This window comes from Rhizobium sp. 05L419 (assembly GCF_056397845.1).
Window position 1 is genome coordinate 125010 of sequence record NZ_JBFTOF010000016.1, and the last position, 20136, is coordinate 145145.

Annotated in this window: 17 protein-coding genes and 1 pseudogene; 13 read left to right on the forward strand and 5 right to left on the reverse strand. The window is 60.1% G+C overall.

What is annotated here, in order from left to right; all coding sequences use genetic code 11:
• Positions 1-69 precede the first annotated feature (69 nt).
• Positions 70-771, forward strand: a complete 702-nt coding sequence (locus AC1DMK_RS19960; RefSeq protein WP_477861322.1) for a gamma-glutamylcyclotransferase — start codon at positions 70-72, stop codon at positions 769-771.
• Here the strand turns inward: AC1DMK_RS19960 and AC1DMK_RS19965 are convergent.
• Positions 753-962, reverse strand: a pseudogene (locus tag AC1DMK_RS19965) (hypothetical protein); the annotation flags it as partial. The gene AC1DMK_RS19960 and the pseudogene AC1DMK_RS19965 sit on opposite strands and share 19 nt — an antisense overlap.
• 262 nt (positions 963-1224) lie before the next feature.
• Here AC1DMK_RS19965 and AC1DMK_RS19970 point away from each other — a divergent pair.
• From AC1DMK_RS19970 to AC1DMK_RS20005, 8 genes are all read left to right on the forward strand, one after another.
• Positions 1225-2217, forward strand: coding sequence for an LLM class flavin-dependent oxidoreductase (locus tag AC1DMK_RS19970; RefSeq protein WP_477861324.1), 993 nt, complete (start codon positions 1225-1227; stop codon positions 2215-2217).
• A 24-nt stretch (positions 2218-2241) separates the two neighbouring features.
• Positions 2242-3591 (forward strand): LLM class flavin-dependent oxidoreductase, encoded by a 1350-nt coding sequence (locus AC1DMK_RS19975; protein ID WP_477861326.1) that lies wholly within the window; start codon positions 2242-2244, stop codon positions 3589-3591.
• Between the two features lie 18 nt (positions 3592-3609).
• A complete protein-coding gene (locus tag AC1DMK_RS19980; protein WP_477861328.1) occupies positions 3610-4797 on the forward strand; it encodes a M20 aminoacylase family protein in 1188 nt (395 codons plus the stop codon).
• An 18-nt stretch (positions 4798-4815) separates the two neighbouring features.
• Positions 4816-5352, forward strand: a complete 537-nt coding sequence (locus AC1DMK_RS19985) for a GNAT family N-acetyltransferase (RefSeq protein ID WP_477861330.1) — start codon at positions 4816-4818, stop codon at positions 5350-5352.
• Between the two features lie 30 nt (positions 5353-5382).
• On the forward strand, positions 5383-7158 hold the full coding sequence (locus AC1DMK_RS19990) for an amino acid ABC transporter permease/ATP-binding protein (protein WP_477861332.1): 1776 nt from the start codon (positions 5383-5385) through the stop codon (positions 7156-7158).
• Positions 7159-7247: 89 nt separating this feature from the next.
• The gene (locus AC1DMK_RS19995; protein WP_477861334.1) at positions 7248-8195 is read left to right on the forward strand and encodes an ABC transporter substrate-binding protein; all 948 of its coding nucleotides are present in this window, start codon (positions 7248-7250) and stop codon (positions 8193-8195) included.
• Positions 8196-8273: 78 nt separating this feature from the next.
• Positions 8274-9206, forward strand: a complete 933-nt coding sequence (locus AC1DMK_RS20000; RefSeq protein ID WP_477861335.1) for an ABC transporter substrate-binding protein — start codon at positions 8274-8276, stop codon at positions 9204-9206.
• 10 nt (positions 9207-9216) lie between these two features.
• Positions 9217-10257 (forward strand): LLM class flavin-dependent oxidoreductase, encoded by a 1041-nt coding sequence (locus tag AC1DMK_RS20005; protein ID WP_477861337.1) that lies wholly within the window; start codon positions 9217-9219, stop codon positions 10255-10257.
• Positions 10258-10328: 71 nt separating this feature from the next.
• On the opposite strand, the gene AC1DMK_RS20010 is transcribed toward AC1DMK_RS20005, so the two are convergent.
• A complete protein-coding gene (locus AC1DMK_RS20010; protein WP_477861339.1) occupies positions 10329-10586 on the reverse strand; it encodes a YMGG-like glycine zipper-containing protein in 258 nt (85 codons plus the stop codon).
• Positions 10587-10959: 373 nt separating this feature from the next.
• On the opposite strand from AC1DMK_RS20010, the gene yghU reads away from it, so the two are divergent.
• The 3 genes from yghU to AC1DMK_RS20025 all read left to right on the forward strand — a co-directional run bounded on the left by yghU (position 10960) and on the right by AC1DMK_RS20025 (position 14178).
• Positions 10960-11856: a glutathione-dependent disulfide-bond oxidoreductase gene (gene yghU / locus AC1DMK_RS20015; protein ID WP_477861341.1), complete on the forward strand. Its 897-nt coding sequence runs from the start codon at positions 10960-10962 to the stop codon at positions 11854-11856.
• 164 nt (positions 11857-12020) lie between these two features.
• Positions 12021-12680, forward strand: coding sequence for a TetR/AcrR family transcriptional regulator (locus tag AC1DMK_RS20020; RefSeq protein WP_477861343.1), 660 nt, complete (start codon positions 12021-12023; stop codon positions 12678-12680).
• 211 nt (positions 12681-12891) lie between these two features.
• Positions 12892-14178, forward strand: a complete 1287-nt coding sequence (locus AC1DMK_RS20025) for a class I SAM-dependent methyltransferase (RefSeq protein WP_477861345.1) — start codon at positions 12892-12894, stop codon at positions 14176-14178.
• Between the two features lie 235 nt (positions 14179-14413).
• Here the strand turns inward: AC1DMK_RS20025 and AC1DMK_RS20030 are convergent, their stop codons facing one another.
• The 3 genes from AC1DMK_RS20030 to AC1DMK_RS20040 all read right to left on the reverse strand — a co-directional run bounded on the left by AC1DMK_RS20030 (position 14414) and on the right by AC1DMK_RS20040 (position 16282).
• Positions 14414-14620 carry a hypothetical protein gene (locus AC1DMK_RS20030; protein WP_477861347.1) on the reverse strand — a complete coding sequence of 69 codons (207 nt, stop codon included), beginning with the start codon at positions 14618-14620 and terminating at the stop codon, positions 14414-14416.
• 197 nt (positions 14621-14817) lie between these two features.
• Complete coding sequence (locus tag AC1DMK_RS20035; protein ID WP_080725573.1) at positions 14818-15006, reverse strand: hypothetical protein; 189 nt, start codon at positions 15004-15006, stop codon at positions 14818-14820.
• Positions 15007-15841: 835 nt separating this feature from the next.
• The gene (locus tag AC1DMK_RS20040) at positions 15842-16282 is read right to left on the reverse strand and encodes a hypothetical protein (protein ID WP_037069051.1); all 441 of its coding nucleotides are present in this window, start codon (positions 16280-16282) and stop codon (positions 15842-15844) included.
• Positions 16283-16715: 433 nt separating this feature from the next.
• Between AC1DMK_RS20040 and AC1DMK_RS20045 the strand changes: the two genes are divergently transcribed.
• Positions 16716-20136, forward strand: a 3421-nt coding sequence (locus AC1DMK_RS20045; RefSeq protein ID WP_477861350.1) for a N,N-dimethylformamidase beta subunit family domain-containing protein, incomplete at its 3' end; no start/stop codon positions are given.

Genomic DNA, 20136 nt, shown 5'->3' on the forward strand with positions numbered 1-20136 from the left:
GAGGAGAGCTGCCGTCCATCGAGCACGCAAAGCAAGCTGGGTGCGCACGACACTGCAGAAAGACATCTGATGACCAGCGACAGTGGCATGTCCTTGACTTCTGCACTTGTGGCGCTCTGCTTCCGGAGGGAAGAGGATCTCGGCCCGGACCCGCAACGCACGCCCATGAACGAGGTGGAATTCGAGGCTACTGCCGCGCGCATCTTTTACGAAAGCCTGCAACGGCCCCTCTGGATCTTCGCGTATGGATCACTGATCTGGAAGCCCGACTTCGACGCCGTCGATAGCCGCAAGGCGATTGCGCACGGCTGGCACCGTTCGTTCTGTTTGCGGCTCAATCGCTGGCGGGGCACGCCGGAACAGCCGGGATTGATGATGGCGCTCGACCGTGGCGGGCGCTGTGCGGGCATCGCATATCGCTTGCCAGATGATGACCGGCTTGGCCAGATCCGTCGATTGTTGCGGCGGGAGATCGGTTCGCGCGAAGGCGTTGACGCAATCCGTTGGATCAATATCGAGACAGATCAAGGCGCCTTGCGGGCCCTGGTCTTCTGGGCCAACCCCCGAGGCGAGCATGTGTCCTCGAAGTTGCCCTTGTCGTCCGTGGCGCGCGTGCTTGCGCGCGCATGCGGTCACACGGGCTCATGCGCAGAGTATCTGTATATGACTGTACTGCATCTGGAGCAGCATGGCATTCGGGATCGGAATCTCTGGCAACTGCAAAAGCTCGTCGCAAGCGAGATCAGTTCAATCTACCACTCGCGATCGTGAGCCGCCAACGGACCAATTGTCGGAGCTGAGGGTTGCAAATTTTGGTGGCGGTATCCGTTCGCCGAGGCGCCGATGTCGACCGGGTTCGGCGTGGGATTGGCATCATCCGTACGGCCGCGCTTGTATGGATCAAGCAACAGATAGACGAATTCCAGAGGAACCTCGCCTTCCAAGAGTTCCGGAACTGCCGTTTCCTCGACCTGACGTTGTCCGGAGCCGGCGCTCCAAGCGGACGGGAAGCGATAGCAATCTTTGTATKACGCGGGGCTTGGTCACCGAGTTTTCCTTGGAAAGCTGCGGTGCCGGCTAAACGGCATGCGGTCAACCAATCATCTGCTGTGCTGGTTGCGAGCGACTTTTTTCTCCTTGCCGGGTCCGAAAGAGAACGTCCTTCCTTATAAACTATATTGTCTACTGATTTTATAGACTAATAATTTGAGGATTCATCGCTCCATGACCTACCTTTTGAGCCTTCTTGACAAAAGTCCCGTCGAGGCGGGGAAGAACGCCAGCCAGGCTCTGCAGGCGACGGCTCACCTCGCAGCAAAGGCAGAGCAGTTCGGCTACCACCGCTTCTGGGTGGCCGAACACCACAGCATGGACAATCTCGCAAGTTCGGCTCCCGAGGTGCTGATTGCCTATCTGCTTGCCAGAACGTCCAAAATACGTGTCGGCTCCGGCGGCGTCATGCTGCAGCACTACAGCGCCTACAAGGTGGCGGAGAGCTTCAACCTGCTGTCCTCGCTGGCGCCCGGCCGCGTCGACCTCGGCGTCGGGAAAGCGCCGGGCGGCTTTCCGCTGTCGACCAGGGCGCTGCAGGCGGCGGTAGATCCGGCGCGCAAGCCGAACTTCGCCGACCAGCTTTCCGACATCAACTTCTACCTTTCGAGCCCCTCCGATCCGGATGGTGCCGTCGCGACACCGATTCCGGCGGTCGCGCCGGAACGCTTTCTGCTCGGGGCCTCGGTCGAAAGTGCCGAGCTTGCAGCTGAAAAGGGTTGGGAGCTTGTTTTTGCCGGCCATCTGAATGGTGACCCGGACAATCTCCACACGACCTTCGAAGCCTATCGACGCGCAACCAACGGCAAAATTCCAATTCTTGCGCTCGCCGCCTTTGCCGCCGAAAGTAAGGAGCATGCCCGCGAACGCGTCGGCGACCTCAGAATCGTAAAGGTCTTCCTGCCCAACGGCCAGAGCGTCAACGTCGGCAGCGAAGAGCAGGCCGTAGAATTCGCCCGGCAGTCCGGTTTTGACGACTATCGGATCGAGGAGAAGATCCCGAGCGTGTTGCATGGCACAGCCCAGCAGATCCGCAAGGAGCTGGACGAGCTCCATCATCGATACTGTGTCAAGGAATTCATTCTCGATACCCCCGCCCTGACCACCGCCGAGCGTCTGAACTCCATTGAGCTGCTCGCGAAAGAGCGGCTTTCCCTCGTCGCCTGAAATTGCTCCAGGAGGATTGTTCCTATGGCTCAGAAAAACATCACGTTTGGTATCATGTTGCAGGGCCCGGGTGGCCACATGAACGCCTGGAAGCATCCCAGCGGACCTGCCGACGCCAGCACCAACTTCGACTTCTTCGTCAGGACGGCCCGCAAGGCCGAGGAGGCGGGCATTGCCTTCGCATTCGTGGCCGACGGCCTCTATATCAATGAGCAATCGATCCCGCACTTTCTCAATCGCTTCGAGCCGATCGCCGTGCTCTCGGCACTTGCCGCCTCCACCTCGAAGATCGGCCTCGTCGGGACGGTCTCGACCTCCTACAGCGACCCTTTCACCATTGCGCGCCAATTCGCTTCAATCGATCTCATCAGCGGCGGCAGGGCAGGCTGGAACGCGGTGACTTCGCCGCTGGAGGGGTCTGGCCGAAACTACAGCCGGGAACATCCGCAGCATGAACTGCGCTACGAGATCGCAGAGGAGTATATCGATGCGATCAAGGGCCTCTGGGATTCGTGGGACGACGACGCTTTCGTCCGCAACCGTGACACCGGGGTCTATGCCGACAAAAGCAAATTGCGTCGCCTCAATCACAAGGGCCGCTTCTTCCGCATTGAGGGGCCTTTGAACATCGGCCGTTCAAAGCAAGGTCAGCCGGTTGTATTTCAGGCGGGAGCGTCTGATTCCGGGGTGAGACTTGCTGGCAAGCACGCCGATGCGGTCTTCACCAACGGCGGCCAGATCACGGAGGCTCAAGCCTTCTACAAACAGGTTAAACAGAGCGCGATTGCGCAAGGCAGACGGGCGTCCGACATTGGCATCTATCCCGGCATCGGGCCCATCGTCGGCGCAACAGCCGATGAAGCGGAGCGCAAGTATCAGGCGATCCGAAGCCTTGTCACCATCGATGAAGCCCTGCTTTATCTCGGAAGGTTCTTCGACCACCACGATTTCAGTGTCTATCCGCTCGACGCGCCCTTTCCCGAGCTCGGCGATATCGGGAAAAACAGCTTCCGCGCAACGACCGATCGGATCAAGAAAACGGCGCGCGACAAAAACCTGACACTGCGCGAAACGGCGCTCGATGTCGCCACGCCGCGTACGGATTTCATTGGTACAGCCAACCATATTGCCGACGAGATCGTCCGATGGGTCGACGAGGGTGCTGCCGATGGCTTCATCCTCGGGTTTCCGGTGATTGCCCAAGGGTTCGAAGATTTCGCCAAATACGTCCTGCCGATCCTTGAACAGCGGGGTTACTTCGATCCCGTTCTGAAGGGCGAGACGCTGCGGGATCACCTGGGCCTGCCGTATCGCGAAAGCCGCTACGCGCCACCTTTGGAAGACATCGAACGCGGAAAGGCCGTCGGTGCCTGAGGCGCGGCGCGAACGATCATGAACGCAATTCCCAAGAACGTCCGCACGCACGATCCGGTCGAGCAAGTCATCGCCGGTTTTCTCGACGAGTTCATCGCGCTCCGCAAGGACCTGCACCAATATCCGGAGCTTGCCTTCCAGGAGCGTCGCACGAGCAAGATTATCGCATCGAAGCTCTCCTCCTGGGGCTACGAGGTGGCGACGGCGATTGCCGGAACCGGCATCGTCGCCACACTCAGGCGCGGTGAGGGAGAAAAGCGGATCGGCATTCGGGCCGACATGGACGCGCTGCCGATCGAGGAAGCGACCGGGCTATCCTACGCGAGCAACAACCCCGGTGTCATGCATGCCTGCGGACATGACGGGCACACATCGATCCTCCTGGCTGCGGCGCGCTATCTTGCCGAGAGCGGCAAGTTCAGCGGCACATTGCGGCTGATCTTCCAGCCGGCGGAGGAGATCGGCGCGGGCGCGCGCAAGATGATCGCTGAGGGCCTGTTCGATCGCTTCCCGGTCGACGCGGTTTTCGGGCTTCACAACTGGCCAGGTGTTGCGACGGGCCAATTCGGTTTCGTGGCTGGGCCGGCAATGGCCTCGGTCGACCAGGCAATCATCAGGATCGTCGGCAAAGGCGGGCACGGCGCAGAACCGCATCGATCAGTGGATCCAGTCCTTGCCTCCGCGTCGTTCATCACGGCGCTGCAGAGCGTGGTCTCGCGCAATGTCGATCCCCAGGAGATGGCCGTGGTGACAGTCGGTTCGATCCATGCCGGTACGGCCTCCAATGTCATCCCGGAAAGCGTGGAGCTAAAGCTGACCATGCGATCCTTCAGCGATAGCGTGCGCCAGCAGTTGCAGGAGCGCATTCCATCGCTTGCTCGCGCCCAAGCCGAGAGCTTTGGCGCGAGCGCCGACGTCGATTACCGGCTCGGCTTTCCGGCGCTTGTCAACCACGCCAAAGAGACCGAGTTCGCCCGCCAGGTCGCCGTCGACGCGCTGGGGGCAGCGGCGGTCGAAGCCGGGTTTCGCGCGCGTACGGCAAGCGAGGATTTCGCCTTCATGCTGCAGGCGCAGCCCGGAAGCTACCTTTTCGTGGGCAATGGCGACAGCGCGCCGCTGCACAGCGCCCAATACAACTTCAACGACGCAATCATTGCCCCAGCTGCCCGCTATTGGGTGCGTCTGGCGGAAACGTTTCTCCAGTAGACAGGACAGGCGACCGATATGGGCGACAGCTTTCTCTATACGACCCCGCTCGACGCGCGTGCAAAGCCGCTCGTCGATGAACTGATCCACGAGTATGACAGCCGATACGGCAACTACTTCAATGAAGAGGGCGCGGCGGCGGAACTCAATCGTTATCCGCCCGAAGCCTTCTCGGTGCCCTTCGGCAATTTCGTTCTCCTTCTTCGCGATGGCGAGACGATCGCCGGCGGAGCCTTCAAGCGCTATGACGATCATACCGCCGAATTCAAGCGGATCTGGACGCGCTCGGATCTGCGTCGCCAGGGCCTTGCCCGCAAAGTTCTCGTCGAGCTGGAGGCGCAGGCCGCAAGGCAAGGTTATTCCCGGATCTATCTGACCACGGGCTTTCGCCAGCCGGAGGCCGTGGGTCTCTACCTGAACTACGGCTACACCGCGCTTTTCGATCCCAGCATCGATCCCGAAATCTACAAGTCGCTGCCCTTCGAGAAGGACATCCGCCATCTGGCCGCGGCGGGCAGGCAGCAGCAAGAACAGCGCGCGGCACAGAGGGCCTAGCCGGCGGACAACGAAACAAGGGGAAACGCAATGGCATTGACGACAGAGTTCTCGAACGCCGATATAGGCGTGAAGACGGTCCACCGAAAGCAGGACTATTCGCGCTACAAGATCGTGCCGGCGCGCCATCCTGGCCGCCTTGCGGGCACAGTCTTTGCGACCGTCGTCATCGCTGCGATCCTCTATTCAACCTTCACAAATCCACGCTGGGGATGGGGCGTCTTTGCCGAGTGGTTTTTCGCCGAACCTATTCTGGTCGGCCTCGGGAGAACGCTGCTTCTGACGGCACTCGCGGCCGTTTCCGGATCAATTCTCGGGACATTTCTGGCGCTGGCACGGGTTTCAAAGTCGCCGTTGCTGAGAGGATTATCGTGGGGATACATCTGGCTTGTGAGATCAATTCCCTTGATCGTTCTGCTTTTGGTGTTGAACAATCTCGGATACCTCTACGAGACCATCACCATAGGCGTCCCGTTCACCGATACGATCTTCGTCAGCTATCCCACGGTTCAGCTGCTGACACCTTTCGCAGCCGCTTTCCTGGGCCTGACGCTCAATCAATCTGCCTTTTTTGCCGAAATCGTACGTGGCGGCATTCTTTCCGTCGATCAGGGCCAGCATGAAGCGGCAGCGGCGCTTGGTCTTCCCCGTCGCCGCCAGGCCCTTCGTATCGTCCTGCCGCAGGCGATGCGCTCCATCCTGCCGACCGGGTTCAACGAAATCATCGGGTTGGCGAAGGGAACGTCGATGGTCTACGTGTTGGCGCTTCCCGAGTTGTTTTACACCGTTCAGGTTATCTACCGCCGCAACCTGGAAGTCATCCCTCTCTTGATGGTCGCCACTGTCTGGTACCTAATCATCATGACCGTGCTGTCGATTGCCCAGCACTACATCGAGCGCTACTTCGCCAAGGGTGCGCTGCGCAATCCGGTTCCTCTCCCGTTCCAAGCCTTCCGCGACCGCTTCAGGCCGGTGCGCCCGCAACGTTCCGTCGTCGATCGTGTCGTCGTTCGCGCCGGCTTTCATGATGCGCCCGCGATCCGTGGTGGGGGAGCGGTGGAGATTCACGGTATTTCCAAGAGCTTTGGCCCGTTGAAGGTTCTGAACAACGTCGAACTCACCATTCCGGCCGGAAGTGTGACCGTGATCCTTGGGCCGTCCGGCTCCGGCAAGTCGACGCTTCTGCGCTCGATCAATCACCTCGAGCGTGTCGACGAGGGGTTCATTTCCGTCGATGGCGAACTGGTCGGCTACCAACAGCACGGCGACACGCTGTTCGAGCTCAAGGAAAAGGATATCCTGAAGCGTCGTGCCGACATCGCCATGGTGTTCCAGAACTTCAATCTATTTCCACACATGACCGTTCTGGAAAATCTCATCGAAGCGCCTATCCAGGTGCGCGGCATGGGTCGCGACGATGCGATAGGCCTAGCAGGGGATCTGCTCGCCCGCATCGGCCTCGCAGACAAGATCAATGCCTATCCTCGCCAACTCTCCGGCGGCCAACAGCAGCGCGTGGCAATTGCCCGAGCATTGGCTCTTCGCCCGAAGGTGCTGCTCTTTGACGAGCCGACCTCAGCGCTCGACCCGGAACTGGTAGGCGAGGTGCTCGATGTCATCAAGGAGCTGGCGCGCACCGGCACGACGCTCATTATCGTGACGCATGAAATCGGCTTTGCGCGGGAAGTGGCTGACACCGTGGTCTTTATGGACGGCGGCAACGTGATCGAGGTAGGCCCGCCATCGCGAATATTCGCAACCGCCGCACACGCGCGCACGCGGGAGTTCCTCGCAAAGGTCCTCTGACCGAAATGACTTGAACTGTTCCGATGCATCGAACGGTCGGAGCGGCACGGCAGTGCATGCAACCATAACGTGAAAATGGAGACGGGAAAATGAACTTTCTGGATAAGACAAAACTTCTGATGGCAGGAGCCATCGCATTGACTGCGGTGGCGATCGCGCCCGTGCAGGCAGCCGACGGCTTCGATCTCAGCCCGGAGCAGCCAAACCGGTTGCGAGTGGCCAAGAACGAAAAGCGGATCGCTGAAGTGCCGAAAACCTTCAAATTCGTCAATGACGGCGTCTTGACGATCGGTATCAGCACAAGCGGCAACCTCCCGCTCCATGATTACGCCTCTGATTCCAAGACCGTCATTGGCTATGATGTCGACCTGGCCCAGGTGGTCGCCGACAGCCTCGGCAGGAAGCTGGAGTTGGTGCAGGTCGCATGGGCGGATTGGCCGCTCGGATTGGTTTCCGGCAAATTCGACGCGGTCATCTCCAATGTTACCGTGACCGAAGAACGGAAGCTGAAGTTCGACTTTTCGACTTATCGAAAGGACGAACTGGGCTTCTACGTCAAAGCTGATAGCCAGATAGCGGCAATCAAGGCGCCGAAAGATATCGCCGGGCTGAAGGTCATCACCGATGCCGGAACCAATCAGGAAAAAATCCTGCTCGAATGGGACAGGCAGAACGTTGCCGCCGGCCTCAAGCCGATCGAGGTCCAGTACTACGACGACAATGCTGTCAAGGATCTTGCGGTGCAGTCGGGTCGCGCTGACGCGGTGTTCAGCGTCAACGCCACCCAGGCCTACGCAGCCGGCATCAACGGCAAGACCAAGCTGGTCGGCACCGTCAGTGGCGGTTGGCCCATCACGGCTGAGATCGCCGTCACCACCCGCAAAGGAAGCGGCCTTGCCGATCCGCTGACGGACGTCATCAACGACCTCATCGCCAGCGGTGACTACCACAAGGTTCTAGAGACCTGGAAGCTCACGCCGGAGGCGATCGAGAAGGCGCAGACAAACCCACCCGGCCTTCCAAAGAGCGGCTCTTGATCTTCGTAGCAACTGCCGGCGCCCCACAATGGCGCCGGCCTTTTTAATGTTTGGTCACCATTTGGAGATTGCGGACACATGACCACCTGGACGTTGCGAACCTCGCTCATGGCCATTGCGGCTATTCTCTTTGCTGCCGTCAACCCGGCACATTCGGCGGATTTCGATCTCAGCCCGGAGCAGGCTGGCCGCATCCGTGCGGAGCGGGACAATGCGGCAATCGCTGCCATTCCCCAAGACTTCAAGTTCGTCACGCCGGGCACCTTCACGGTTGCCGTGAGCCCCGGTGGGCCGCCTCTGGCGACATATGCGACGGATGCGAAGACTGTAGTCGGGGCTGACCCCGACTATGCTCTGGCTGTCGCCGATAGCCTTGGGCTGAAGCTTGAACTGGTGCCCGTCGCATGGATCGACTGGCCGCTCGGACTTGTATCCGGCAAGTACGACGCCGTCATCTCGAACGTCGGCGTAACAGAACAACGCAAGGAGAAGTTCGACTTTTCCACCTATCGACAGGGTCTGCACGGCTTCTTTGTCAAAGCTGACAGCCCGGTTTCATCCATCAAGGAACCGAAGGACGCAGCAGGGCTGCGGATCATCGTCGGCGCAGGCACCAACCAGGAGCGCATCCTGCTCAAATGGAACGACGAGAACGTTGCGGCGGGGTTAAAGCCGCTGGAGCTGCAATACTACGACGACGAGGCCGCGAGCCTTCTGGCGCTCTCATCCGGCCGGGCCGACGTAATCGTTCAGCCGCATGCGCAGCTTATCTACATCGCCGCCCGCGACAGGAACATCAAGCGCGTCGGGACGTTGAGTGCCGGCTGGCCCGAGCGCTCCGACGTAGCCATAACGACCCGCAAGGGAGGCGGTCTTGCCGACGCCTTGACCGTCTCGACAAACGGGCTGATTGCCGACGGTGTCTACGCCAAAATACTCAATCGCTGGCAACTCAACGAAGAGGCCCTGCCGAAATCGGAAACAAATCCTCCCGGCCTGCCGAAGTCCTGAGGATGAGACGATGAGCGATCAATCCGTTTCGATAGGCCATATCGGATTCCTGACGCCGGGGAACTATCCCGACGGTGATCCGATTTCAGGTCTGGAAAAGACACTGCAACTGCTTGCCTATGGCGAGGAGCTGGGTTTTGACAGCGCGTGGGCACGCCAGCGGCATCTTGAGCCCGGGATTTCATCGGCAACGGCATTTCTCGCCGCGGCGACGCAGCGGACAAAGCGGATCCAGCTTGGAACTGCGGTCATCCCGATCGGCTATGAAAATCCCTATCGACTTGCCGAAGATCTTTCGATGGTGGACGTTCTTTCGCGCGGGCGATTGAATGTTGGCCTGAGTGCCGGTCAGCCGCTGCATGCAGATCTCATCGGCCCGCTCGCGTTCGACGGTGACTGGGAAAAGCACGGCTTCTTGCATGATCGGGTGCTTCGGTTCGCAGACAACCTGCGCGGACACTATCTTGGTGACGAGACCACCGTCATCAAAACGCCCTTCGGGCCGCAGCGGCCGCGTCTGCAGCCCTTTGCGAAAGGGCTGATCGACCGTATCTGGTATGGGGGCGGATCGTTGCGCTCCGCCGGCTGGGCGGGCAAAAACGGCTTCAACCTCCTGATTGGCAACGTCACGACAGGCGAGGAAACCGACGACTTCTTCGTCGCGCAAGGCCGTCAGCTCGACGCCTACAGGAGGGCGGGCGGACAGGGACGGGTCGCACTCGGGCGTGTAATTGTCCCGCTCGACGGTGCCGACGCTATCACACGACGACGCTATCGCGCCTACGCGGCGGGACGCGACGGGCGAACGCTGACGCCGCAGGGCGACCGACGCACCCTTTATGCCCGTGATATCGTCGGTACGTCCGACGAGATCCTTCACCGTCTGTTCGCCGATCCCATTCTGCCTCATATCAGCGAACTCAGGCTCGAACTTCCCTATGAGTTCGAGGATGAAGAATACCGGCAGATCATCCAGGACTTCGCTACGCTCGTCGCACCGCGGCTTGGCTGGTCCCGCGACGGGCGCAAAGCGGTCGGCCTGAACGCATGACATAGACGCTCAGCCCTCGCCGGTGTCACCGCCGCTCCCCATTGGGAAGGCGGCGATTGCATTTTGCCGGCTCAACGGCAACGTGCTTCATAGGTCCGGCCGTAACGATCACGATAGACGCAATAGCCGCGACGTTCTGTCGATTGGCCGATCAGCGCCCCTGCCAAACCTCCCGCCACCGCACCGACAGCTGCTCCGCCCCAGCTGTTGGAAACAGCTCCGCCAATAACTGCGCCGGTGCCAGCCCCAATGGCTGTTCCTTGCTCGGTGGCTGTGCAGGATGCTAGTGCGCCGAGTGTTGCGCTAATGAGTACGATTCTTCTAAACATCTCAAGAGTCCCCCGGGTTTGGGTTGTGAAAAGGCGGCGGAGAACTCTCGGGCTCTCCGCCGGAGTGACTGCGGGAGATGAAGATCCCCGCGGTCGGTGATGAAACACCGATGCGTGGCTTTTGTTCCAGAGCCCGGAGGTCATTGGAAAGCAACGATCGACACCCCGTAGCTGCTCTGAAGTTGATGGCGGCACAGACGCAACGCGAGAACACTTTTTCTCAACTCGCCTCCATTGAGGAACCCGAAGCTTCGACCGGCTTTGGAAGAAGCACTATCTAATTCCACATCTTGCGCCGCTCAGCGTCGCGCTTACCTTTGTGCATGGTTGCCCTCCATGCCCCATGCGTTTCTCTCAATAAGGACAAATCTTCATGACTGAAAAATCCTCCGCTGACAATTTTCCCGCCGGTTACGAGCTCCCCAAGGTGTGGACCTGGGAGAAGGGAAATGGCGGCCAGTTTGCAAATATCAATCGCCCGATCGCAGGAGCGACGCATGAGAAGGAACTGCCTGTAGGCAAACATCCCTTGCAGCTTTACTCGCTGGCGACGCCGAACGGCGTGAAGATCGGAATCATGCTTGAAGAGCTTCTGGCCGCTGGCCACGAAGGTGCGGAATACGACGCCTGGCTGATCAGGATTGGCGATGGAGAGCAGTTCAGCTCCGGCTTCGTGGACGTCAATCCCAACTCGAAAATTCCGGCTCTCCTGGATCGCTCCACGCCGGAGCCCACCCGTGTGTTCGAAAGCGGCGCGATCCTGCTGTATCTCGCCAACAAGTTCGATGCCTTTCTACCGAAGGATCACATTGCACGCACCGAGACGATGAACTGGCTGTTCTGGCAGATGGCATCAGCCCCCTATCTCGGCGGCGGTTTCGGTCATTTTTACGCCTACGCTCCGATGCACATCCAATACGCCATTGACCGCTTCTCAATGGAAGTGAAACGCCAGCTTGACGTGCTTGATCGGCACCTTGCACACAACCAGTTCATGGCCGGCTCCCAATATTCAATCGCTGACATCGCGATCTGGCCCTGGTACGGCAATCTGGCCCAAGGCAAAGCCTACGGCGAAGCAGGTGCGTTCCTCGATGTCCAGAGTTACAAGAATGTGCAGCGCTGGACGGCCGAGATCGCAGGGCGTCCGGCAGTCAAGCGCGGGCGTATGGTCAATCGCTTGGCCGGCGACCCTTCCGAGCAACTTCACGAACGCCACGATGCTTCCGACTTCGACACGATGACGCAGGACAAGATCGGGATGGCTTGAGCAGCCGGCGGGGGCAAGACGGGTTGGCCGGTCGGCAAAAATACCACTGATCCGCCCGCCGCATCGACGTGGCTACCGATTGGTATGAAATTCGACGCCATGTCTGGACAGGCGTGGGAGGATCTGGTTACATACCGATTGGTAGGAAATGGACGAAGCGCATCATGGCCCGGCCAAAAGAATTTGACGCAACAGAAGCACTGGCATCAGCAGTGCGACTGTTCTGGGAAAAGGGCTATGACGGCACGTCTGTGTCGGATCTCACCGATGCAATGAGGATCACCCGTCCCAGTCTTTACGGAACCTTTGGCAACAAGGAAGAGCTGTTCCGGCGAGCCCTGCAGTTCTACGATGCCGAATACATGGGATTCATTGAAGAGGCGTTGGCGGAACCTTCGGTCGACGTCGCCGTTGCACGACTGGTCTATGGGTATGTCGACGCGCAAACCCATGCGGAAACACCGACCGGCTGCCTGGCATTGAATGGTGCAGTGGCATGCTCGGACGAGGCGGAGCCAATCCGAAAGACCCTGATCGATCGACGCGTCGGTATCGAAATCGCGTTGTGCGCAAGGCTGATACGCGCCAGGGACGTCGGTGATCTGCCGATTGATTGCGATCCCGCCGATCTTGCACGCTTCGTTGTGACGCTGGCACTGGGAACAGCTTGCCAGGCCAAAGCTGGTCGAACCCGTGATGAACTGCGGCGTGTCGTCGAAATCGCTTTGGCGGCGCTTCCGTTCCGTCGGCCAGAGGCGGCTGCCTCCTCAAACGTACCGTCGCGCCCCCCTTCACCCGGCTTGGAGGTTGCCCATGAGCAATGAATGCAAAATGGGTGCTGCATGGAGTGACCGGCGGAAAGACTGGTCCCGCCTTGGCCCAAGCCGGTGCGGGACCGGCTGAGCCCCTCCTTCCGGAGGCCGCCGACCTGACCTGGCCGGCGACCCTTAGACGTTTTTGCCTATAGCATTGCCAGCATGACACGCAGCCAGCGTGAACGGTCGTTTGCGCTCCGACGATGAATGGGTATTGGAAATGTTGCTTGAGCTCGCGCTAAGACATCTGATTAAAATCGGAACCCTTACTGTTACGTTCCCTGACGGGCTGAAGCGCGTCTTCGGGACTGGCGAGGAACCGCATGCATCGCTCACCATACGCACGAAGAGGGCCGAACGCCGTCTGCTGCTCAACCCGGCGCTAGCGCTGGGCGAGGCCTATATGGACGGTGATCTCGAACCGGCTCCGGGCAGCCTGTTCGAGACCCTCGACTTTCTGGCGATGAATTCGATGGAAGGTGGCAGCCACCCCTTCGACAAGCTCATGGAAAAGCTGCGCTGGTTCCGCCGTCACCTTGACCAACTGAACTTTGCTGCGAGATCAAGGCGCAATGTTGCCCACCATTATGATCTCGATGCGCGTCTCTATTCGCTCATGCTGGATGAGGACCGGCAATATTCCTGCGCCTATTTTCCTGAAGGCGGGGAAACACTTGAGGAGGCACAACTCAAGAAGAAGCAGCATATTGCAGCGAAGCTGAGACTTGATCGGCCCGATCTGGAAATCCTGGATATCGGCTGCGGGTGGGGCGGAATGGCCCTCTACCTCGCGCGAGAATTCGATGCGCGCGTCACGGGCCTGACCTTATCGGCCGAACAGCTCGAGGCTGCCCGCGCCCGGGCCAGGGAGGCGGGGCTCGAACACCGGGTCAAATTCGAACTGATGGACTATAGATCCTGGTCGCGCCCGGTCGACAGGGTCGTCTCCGTCGGCATGTTCGAGCATGTGGGCATCAACCACTTCAAAACCTTCTTCGACAAAGTGCGTTCGATGCTAAAGGATGACGGTGTAGCCCTCATCCATGCCATCGGCCGTGCCGACGGTCCGGGCAGCACGAACCCCTGGATCGCGAAGTACATTTTTCCAGGCGGCTACTCGCCGGCCCTGTCAGAGGTTCTGTCCGTCGTGGAGCGGTCTGGACTATGGGCGACGGACATCGAGGTGCTGCGCCTCCACTATGCCAAAACCCTGGCCCATTGGCGCGATCGGTTCGCGAAACATCGTGCGACGCTCGCCAAGCTTTACGACGAGCGGTTCTGTCGCATGTTCGAGTTCTATCTGATCGGCTCCGAACTGGCCTTCCGGCGGATGGGGCACATGAACTGGCAGCTGCAACTGACGCGCAACGTCGATGCGTTGCCGTTGGCACGAGACTACATGCTGGAAGCAGAGCACAGAAGCGACGGCACGTCGGCAACTGGACGAATTCCGCTGCCGATGAGCACCACAATGGCGGCGAAAGATCTCGCTGCGTTGAGACGCTGACCAAGCAGGCAGATCGATCTTGGATCGCTCCATCCCGCGGCGGGCACTGCTCGGGTGTCGCGAGCATGCTTTTGTGTCGCAGCGATCTTAAAACGCGATGTCCACAACCGCCGTCTTCGCCGGGGGGAGCAAACGGATCGTTCTGGCCGACGGCGGTAGTCCCTGATTTGTCATCGGAAGACCGTCAGTTGGGGCAGGGGCTGGTCAAAACACTGCGCAGCCGCATGCCGGCATTCTAGCCAGGCACCCCACTGCCGCCTCTTGCGCGTTCCTGACGGAGCAAATCGCGTTCGGCATTCAACTGACGATAAAGCGCGTTGAGCTCAGCGTGTTTGATCTCCTTGATATTCGGCGACGCCATTTCAAGGTCGAGTTTCTTTAGATGCCGGTCGATCTCTGCAGACCGCACTTCGTTTTGATCCGAAGGTCTAAACTCAATCATGTCGCATCTCCAAGCCAAACAACCACCAACTGCGCTATTTGCAACAAAAGCAAGCAATTTAAGTCCACATCTCCAACACTGATCAGCCAAACTGGAGATTGTGATCGTCCTTGCGGCCCGTGTCGAGCACCAGCCGCAACAAGACGAGAGTTGCGCAGCCGGCTGGCTCTCAGATTTTCATCCACCTGCGTCGCCGGTCATCGAAATTTGGGGGCCCTTGGCGGTGCATTGGCCTGAAGTTCATGGAGCGGAGCATGCTTGCCCAGCAATCTCTGGAGTTTGCGCTCTTCGGCAGGACCGATACCGAACTTTTTGCAGTGCTCGGCGATGCTCCGATCGGCGGGGCCGGGGATGCGAACTTGGCGGTTGTCCTTTGAATGTGACATAGCAATTCCTCCTTGCGAAGAACGCGCAGCCCCGCCGGACGGTTTCATGGATTGCAAAAAAAACAATGCCGGCGAAAGACCCGTCCATATTATCGTGATTGCCAACGGCCAGGCAAGCAAAGCGAACGGGCGCATCTTCGGCGCAAGAGGAGGATCACATTGGCGGAACCAGCAAGCTTTCTGCGTGTTCTGCCGTCATGAATGCGATGCTTCAAACCCACATCATCCACGCGACGGTACCGCAAGCAAAACTCTCCTGCGGGCTGATCACGCTCCATGTCTGGAAACCGGGATCACCCGCAGGGAAGGCAAGCGGGGCTTCCTCTATTACACGGCAGACGGGCGACGGATTGAGGGCAAGAATGAGATCGCGCGCTTGAGTGCTCGCCGGGCGTCAGCTTCCGCCGCCGTTTCCCGGCGAGAGAGATTTCAGATCTGCCGGACGGTGAGTTGTCCTATGACCCTCGGCGCGCTATCTCCGGCATATGGAACAGGAAGAACCAAGGAAGCGCTCTCTCACTGGAACCGCAAAGCTCGACGCCACAACCGAAGCGGCCTACGAAATCATCGACAAGAGGGTTCAGGATCGCGATCTAAAGACCGCTCGTTTGAAAGCACAGCGCCTGGAACGAGATGTTCAGGAAGCTCTGAGGCGCGCTGGTGAACCTCCCAAGAAAAAGCCACGCAAGCTGAAGCAGGTGACAAGCTAGCTCTTGTCACCATGGGACGTGCCCATGACTGCTGACAGACAAAGAAGCGAGGGCATTTGGGCACGCCGCCTCGCTCGTCACGACACGGCGCGACCGATAATTCGCCACCTTGCGTCCCGTACGCGCTACCACCCAAGCATATTGCGTAGTCTGCCGACTATCCCGGGTCGATCGCCCGCAGCAATCAGTGCACGCACATGATGTGCCGCCGTCACGGCGCTGACGCTTGATCCGAAATGGCAAAAGCAGACCACCCTGTGCAACTGATGGTCGCTCAGTTCGAAGAACCGCTTGGCCTCGCCGTAGGTGTCGCTCTCAAGTCCAGCGGATCGCAGGATTGGATCGGCAAACGCCACCGAGATCGGAGAGTGATCGGCGTGCATGACCGCGCGCTCGTTAGCCGGTTGGTATTCAGTCTCGTGCAGGGTTGAGAGCGAGCGATGGGGACTGCGTTCCAAAAGTTCGACCCAGCGCTGAAGGCGTTCGCGGCGTGACATCGCCGGGCGCGGATAGTCGAGGTTGACGCTGGCGACGGTCTGGATTTGTTCAAGGGCGTGGTGCTTCATCGAAACCTCCTGTTCAATACGACAGCTGGTTCGTCCATCGAGAACTTTCCGACCTGAGCGTGACTCCGACGCGCGATGAAGTCCAATCACGATCAGAAGGCAATGGTCAACATGACAGAGTTTTCTCGTTCCGGGCAGAAGTCACGAGGGCGATAAAAAGTCGCCACAGTGGCTCGGATCCTGGCTCCGACACACATCACATCGCCGTCAGGCCTTCTGCGAAGGGAAACAAAAAGGACATGGCCGATGCGACGCACATATGACCAATGGGAGATAAATCGCGCTCGTCGGCATTTGCCAAACGTGGACTAGCCGTTTGACCTACGCCGAAGGGGGTACAATGCATTCGCCTCCATTTCGACTATGCTTCTGGCGCTCACGCATAGTTCCCTTTGTATTTGAGTCCCGCAAATTTTCGCGAGAGGGTCACCCCATGTATCGCAATGCTCGTCGGTGGACTTCAAGGTCGCTATTGCCAGATTCGTTGGCCCCAAGGTGGCTGGCCACCGGTCAAAAAGCCGAGCCGCGCAAGTTTGTGCATAAACGTGTGGATTATTCGCCGCCCGCGTCGACGGTCGCTGATTGGACCAAGATCGACACGCGTGTCGACCTGACGATCAATAGTGCTACGCTAGATGAGCACGAGAGCGGGCAGGGCGAAGACGTGGTCTCCGACGCGTACGAACATGCCGCGCCGCTGCTCGAGGGCGGTGTGCCGGGCTTTGCACCATCAGCGAGGGACGTTGCCGCGACCTCATTGTGGACCGCATCGCCGCTCCCTGTCGGCGGCGCGGGCATCAGCCGCATCGGCGGCGATCCACTAGGACCATTTCTTCTGCATAGTCCCGCTTTGCAAAGTCACGCCCTGACGGCCGCAGGGCCGGCAACCACCACTGTGACGGTCGAGCCTGCCACTTCTGGCAACGTTGTCATCCTGGAATCGGCGCCGTCGGCGAAGACGACCGCGCACCTTGTCGGACATCCCGCTTTTCTGGCGTTTGGCTTGCCCTACGGCGTTTGCGGCTGCGGTTACTATACGTCTCCAACGCGCCTTCTCGATTGGGCCCCCGGAAGCGGCATCCTTCAATCGGACGGTCAATTGCCGGGGACCCGGCTGACGGAAGGCCCGGACTACGTCGCGACTGGCAAGAGTATAATCGGCGCCTCGATCAGCGATCCGCTTCTCGGCCGGAACCTGACCCACCTTTCGGGGTGGACAGGTACAGGTACGGCAAATTGGGCCGAATCGGCGGCATGGACCGGCTCGCTGCCCGGCGGCGGTGAGGCAGGAACGGGCACCAGCACATCCAAGGGTATCGGCATCCTGTCCGGCTCGGTTACCCAACCCGCGACCGTCACTCAGAGGGCCGCAACGCAGAGCCTGGCGGCTGTCGCAGCAGCCGACAACCCGATCGTGAGGGAAAACCTGCTGACGGGTAATCCTGAGAGTGAGTGGGGGATCGACGGCGCGGGCAGCACCAACATCGAAGGATTCGCGACCGACATAAGCGTCGACAACGGCAAGACGATAAGCTTCAAGATCGATACCGATTCCACCAACTATCGCATCGATATATACCGGCTCGGCTACTATGGCGGCATGGGTGCGCGCAAGGTCGCCACGATGCAGCACACAGGATTTCAGTCGCAGCCCGACCCCTTGCGCGATGCCTCGACCGGCCTGGTCGACGCCGGCAACTGGGCGGTTTCGGCGTCCTGGACCGTGCCCGAGGACGCCGTTTCCGGCGTCTATATCGCCAAACTCGTGCGTCAGGACGGCACCACCGGTGCGAACCAAATCCCGTTCATCGTGCGTGACGACGCCAGCCACAGCGACATCGTCTTCCAGACCTCGGATGAGACTTGGCAGGCCTATAACGGCTGGGGCGGCGCCAACTTTTATGGCGGTAACGGCCCAGCAACAGGACAGGGCGCCGGGCGCGCCTATGCCGTCAGCTACAACAGGCCGATCGTGACGCGCGGCGGCATCGGCACGTTTGCCGGTCCGCAGGACTATCTCTTCGGCGCCGAGTATGCTGGCATCTACTGGCTGGAACAGAATGGCTACGACGTCTCCTACATGTCGGGCGTCGATGCGGACCGTTACGGCAGTCTGCTCCTCAATCATAATATGTACCTGGATGTCGGCCACGACGAGTACTGGTCGGGTCAGCAGCGGGCCAATGTCGAAGCCGCCCGGGATGCGGGCGTCAATCTACAGTTTTGGAGCGGCAACGAAGTCTATTGGCGTACCCGCTGGGGCAACAGCCTGAGCGCCGACGCCACGGCCTACCGCACGCTGATCTCCTACAAGGAGACCTGGTCGCCAGGCGCCAGCATCGATCCCTCCAGCGAGTGGACCGGGACGTTCCGCGACCCGCGCCTCAGCCCGCCCGCCGTAGGCGGTGGAAACCCGGAGAACTCCCTCACCGGGCAGTTGTTCAAAGTCGACGACGTCGGCTCCAATCTGCAGTCGATCACCGTCCCCTATGACGACGCCAACCTCCGCTTCTGGCGGAACACCAGCGTCGCCAACCTCCAGGCCGGGCAGACGGCAACGCTGACGAAGAACTACCTCGGTTATGAATGGGACGACGCGGTCGACAACGGCTTCGATCCTGCCGGCCTTGTCAAGCTGTCGTCGACGACGCTTCCGGTAAGCACCTATCTGCTCGATTACGGCAATACGACCGGCGCCGGCGTCTCGACCCACAGTCTTACTCTTTACCGCGCTCCGAGCGGAGCGCTCGTCTTCGGCGCCGGAACCGTCTACTGGGCCTGGGGCCTGAGCGACAATCACGACCTTCAGGTGACCCCGACCGATCCGCGTGTCCAGCAAGCAATGGTCAATCTGCTTGCCGACATGGGCATCCAGCCTGGGACATTGCAATCGGGGCTCGTTGCCGCGTCCGCTTCGACCGACCACACAGCGCCGACCTCCATTCTCACGGCGCCGGCGACTGCCGCCCTTGGGGCAAGCGTGACTATTTCAGGCACGGCCTCGGACGTCGGCGGCGTGATTGCGGGCGTGGAGGTTTCGACGGACAACGGTGCCAGTTGGCATCCGGCGACCGGCGATGAGAACTGGACCTACACCTGGACGCCGCAGGTCGCCGGCACCTTTGTCGTTCGCTCGCGCGCCGTGGACGACAGCATCAACCTGGAAACGCCATCGGCTGGGCGCACGGTCATCGTCGGCGGGCAAAGCTATATCTCACTTTTCCCGGCGAGTGCGACGCCTGCGATCGTGAACACCGACGACTCGGCCGCAATCGAACTCGGGGTCAAATTCCAGACCTCGGCGGCAGGCACCGTCAGTGGCATCCGCTTCTATAAGGGTAGTCAGGACATCGGTACCCATACCGGCTCGCTGTGGTCGAGCACCGGCACGAGGCTCGCCACCCTGACCTTCACCAACGAGACCGCAAGCGGTTGGCAAACGGCATATTTCTCCAGCCCGGTGACCTTGACGCCGGGGGCGACCTACACGGCCTCCTACCACACCGACACAGGCCACTATTCTTCAACTGTCAATTACTTCACCTCGAATGTGACGAGCGGTTCTCTGACGGCGCCCGCCAGCGGAAACGGGGTCTACAGCTATGGCAGCGGAAGCCTCCCGACCAGCACGTTCCAGGGAACGAACTACTGGGTCGATGTGGTCTTCAACTCCACGACATCTGGCAACACGGGGCCGACGGCAGTTGCCGACACGGGCGACGCCACCGAGAAGGGTGGGGTGGCCAACGGCTCGGGCGGCGTGGCCGCCGGCGGCAACGTGCTGACCAACGACACCGATCCGGATGCCGGCGACAGCAAGACCGTCACCGCGGTCAGTTTCGGCGCCACCGCCG

Coding starts and splice junctions, on each gene's coding strand:
- AC1DMK_RS20020 (WP_477861343.1), top strand. CDS start 12,021: ATGGCCCGGCCAAAAGAATTTGACGCAACAGAAGCACTGGCATCAGCA.
- AC1DMK_RS19980 (WP_477861328.1), top strand. CDS start 3,610: ATGAACGCAATTCCCAAGAACGTCCGCACGCACGATCCGGTCGAGCAA.
- AC1DMK_RS19975 (WP_477861326.1), top strand. CDS start 2,242: ATGGCTCAGAAAAACATCACGTTTGGTATCATGTTGCAGGGCCCGGGT.
- yghU (WP_477861341.1), top strand. CDS start 10,960: ATGACTGAAAAATCCTCCGCTGACAATTTTCCCGCCGGTTACGAGCTC.
- AC1DMK_RS19960 (WP_477861322.1), top strand. CDS start 70: ATGACCAGCGACAGTGGCATGTCCTTGACTTCTGCACTTGTGGCGCTC.
- AC1DMK_RS19985 (WP_477861330.1), top strand. CDS start 4,816: ATGGGCGACAGCTTTCTCTATACGACCCCGCTCGACGCGCGTGCAAAG.
- AC1DMK_RS20040 (WP_037069051.1), bottom strand. CDS start 16,282: ATGAAGCACCACGCCCTTGAACAAATCCAGACCGTCGCCAGCGTCAAC.
- AC1DMK_RS20035 (WP_080725573.1), bottom strand. CDS start 15,006: ATGTCACATTCAAAGGACAACCGCCAAGTTCGCATCCCCGGCCCCGCC.
- AC1DMK_RS20030 (WP_477861347.1), bottom strand. CDS start 14,620: ATGATTGAGTTTAGACCTTCGGATCAAAACGAAGTGCGGTCTGCAGAG.
- AC1DMK_RS20025 (WP_477861345.1), top strand. CDS start 12,892: ATGTTGCTTGAGCTCGCGCTAAGACATCTGATTAAAATCGGAACCCTT.
- AC1DMK_RS19970 (WP_477861324.1), top strand. CDS start 1,225: ATGACCTACCTTTTGAGCCTTCTTGACAAAAGTCCCGTCGAGGCGGGG.
- AC1DMK_RS19990 (WP_477861332.1), top strand. CDS start 5,383: ATGGCATTGACGACAGAGTTCTCGAACGCCGATATAGGCGTGAAGACG.
- AC1DMK_RS20000 (WP_477861335.1), top strand. CDS start 8,274: ATGACCACCTGGACGTTGCGAACCTCGCTCATGGCCATTGCGGCTATT.
- AC1DMK_RS20005 (WP_477861337.1), top strand. CDS start 9,217: ATGAGCGATCAATCCGTTTCGATAGGCCATATCGGATTCCTGACGCCG.
- AC1DMK_RS20010 (WP_477861339.1), bottom strand. CDS start 10,586: ATGTTTAGAAGAATCGTACTCATTAGCGCAACACTCGGCGCACTAGCA.
- AC1DMK_RS19995 (WP_477861334.1), top strand. CDS start 7,248: ATGAACTTTCTGGATAAGACAAAACTTCTGATGGCAGGAGCCATCGCA.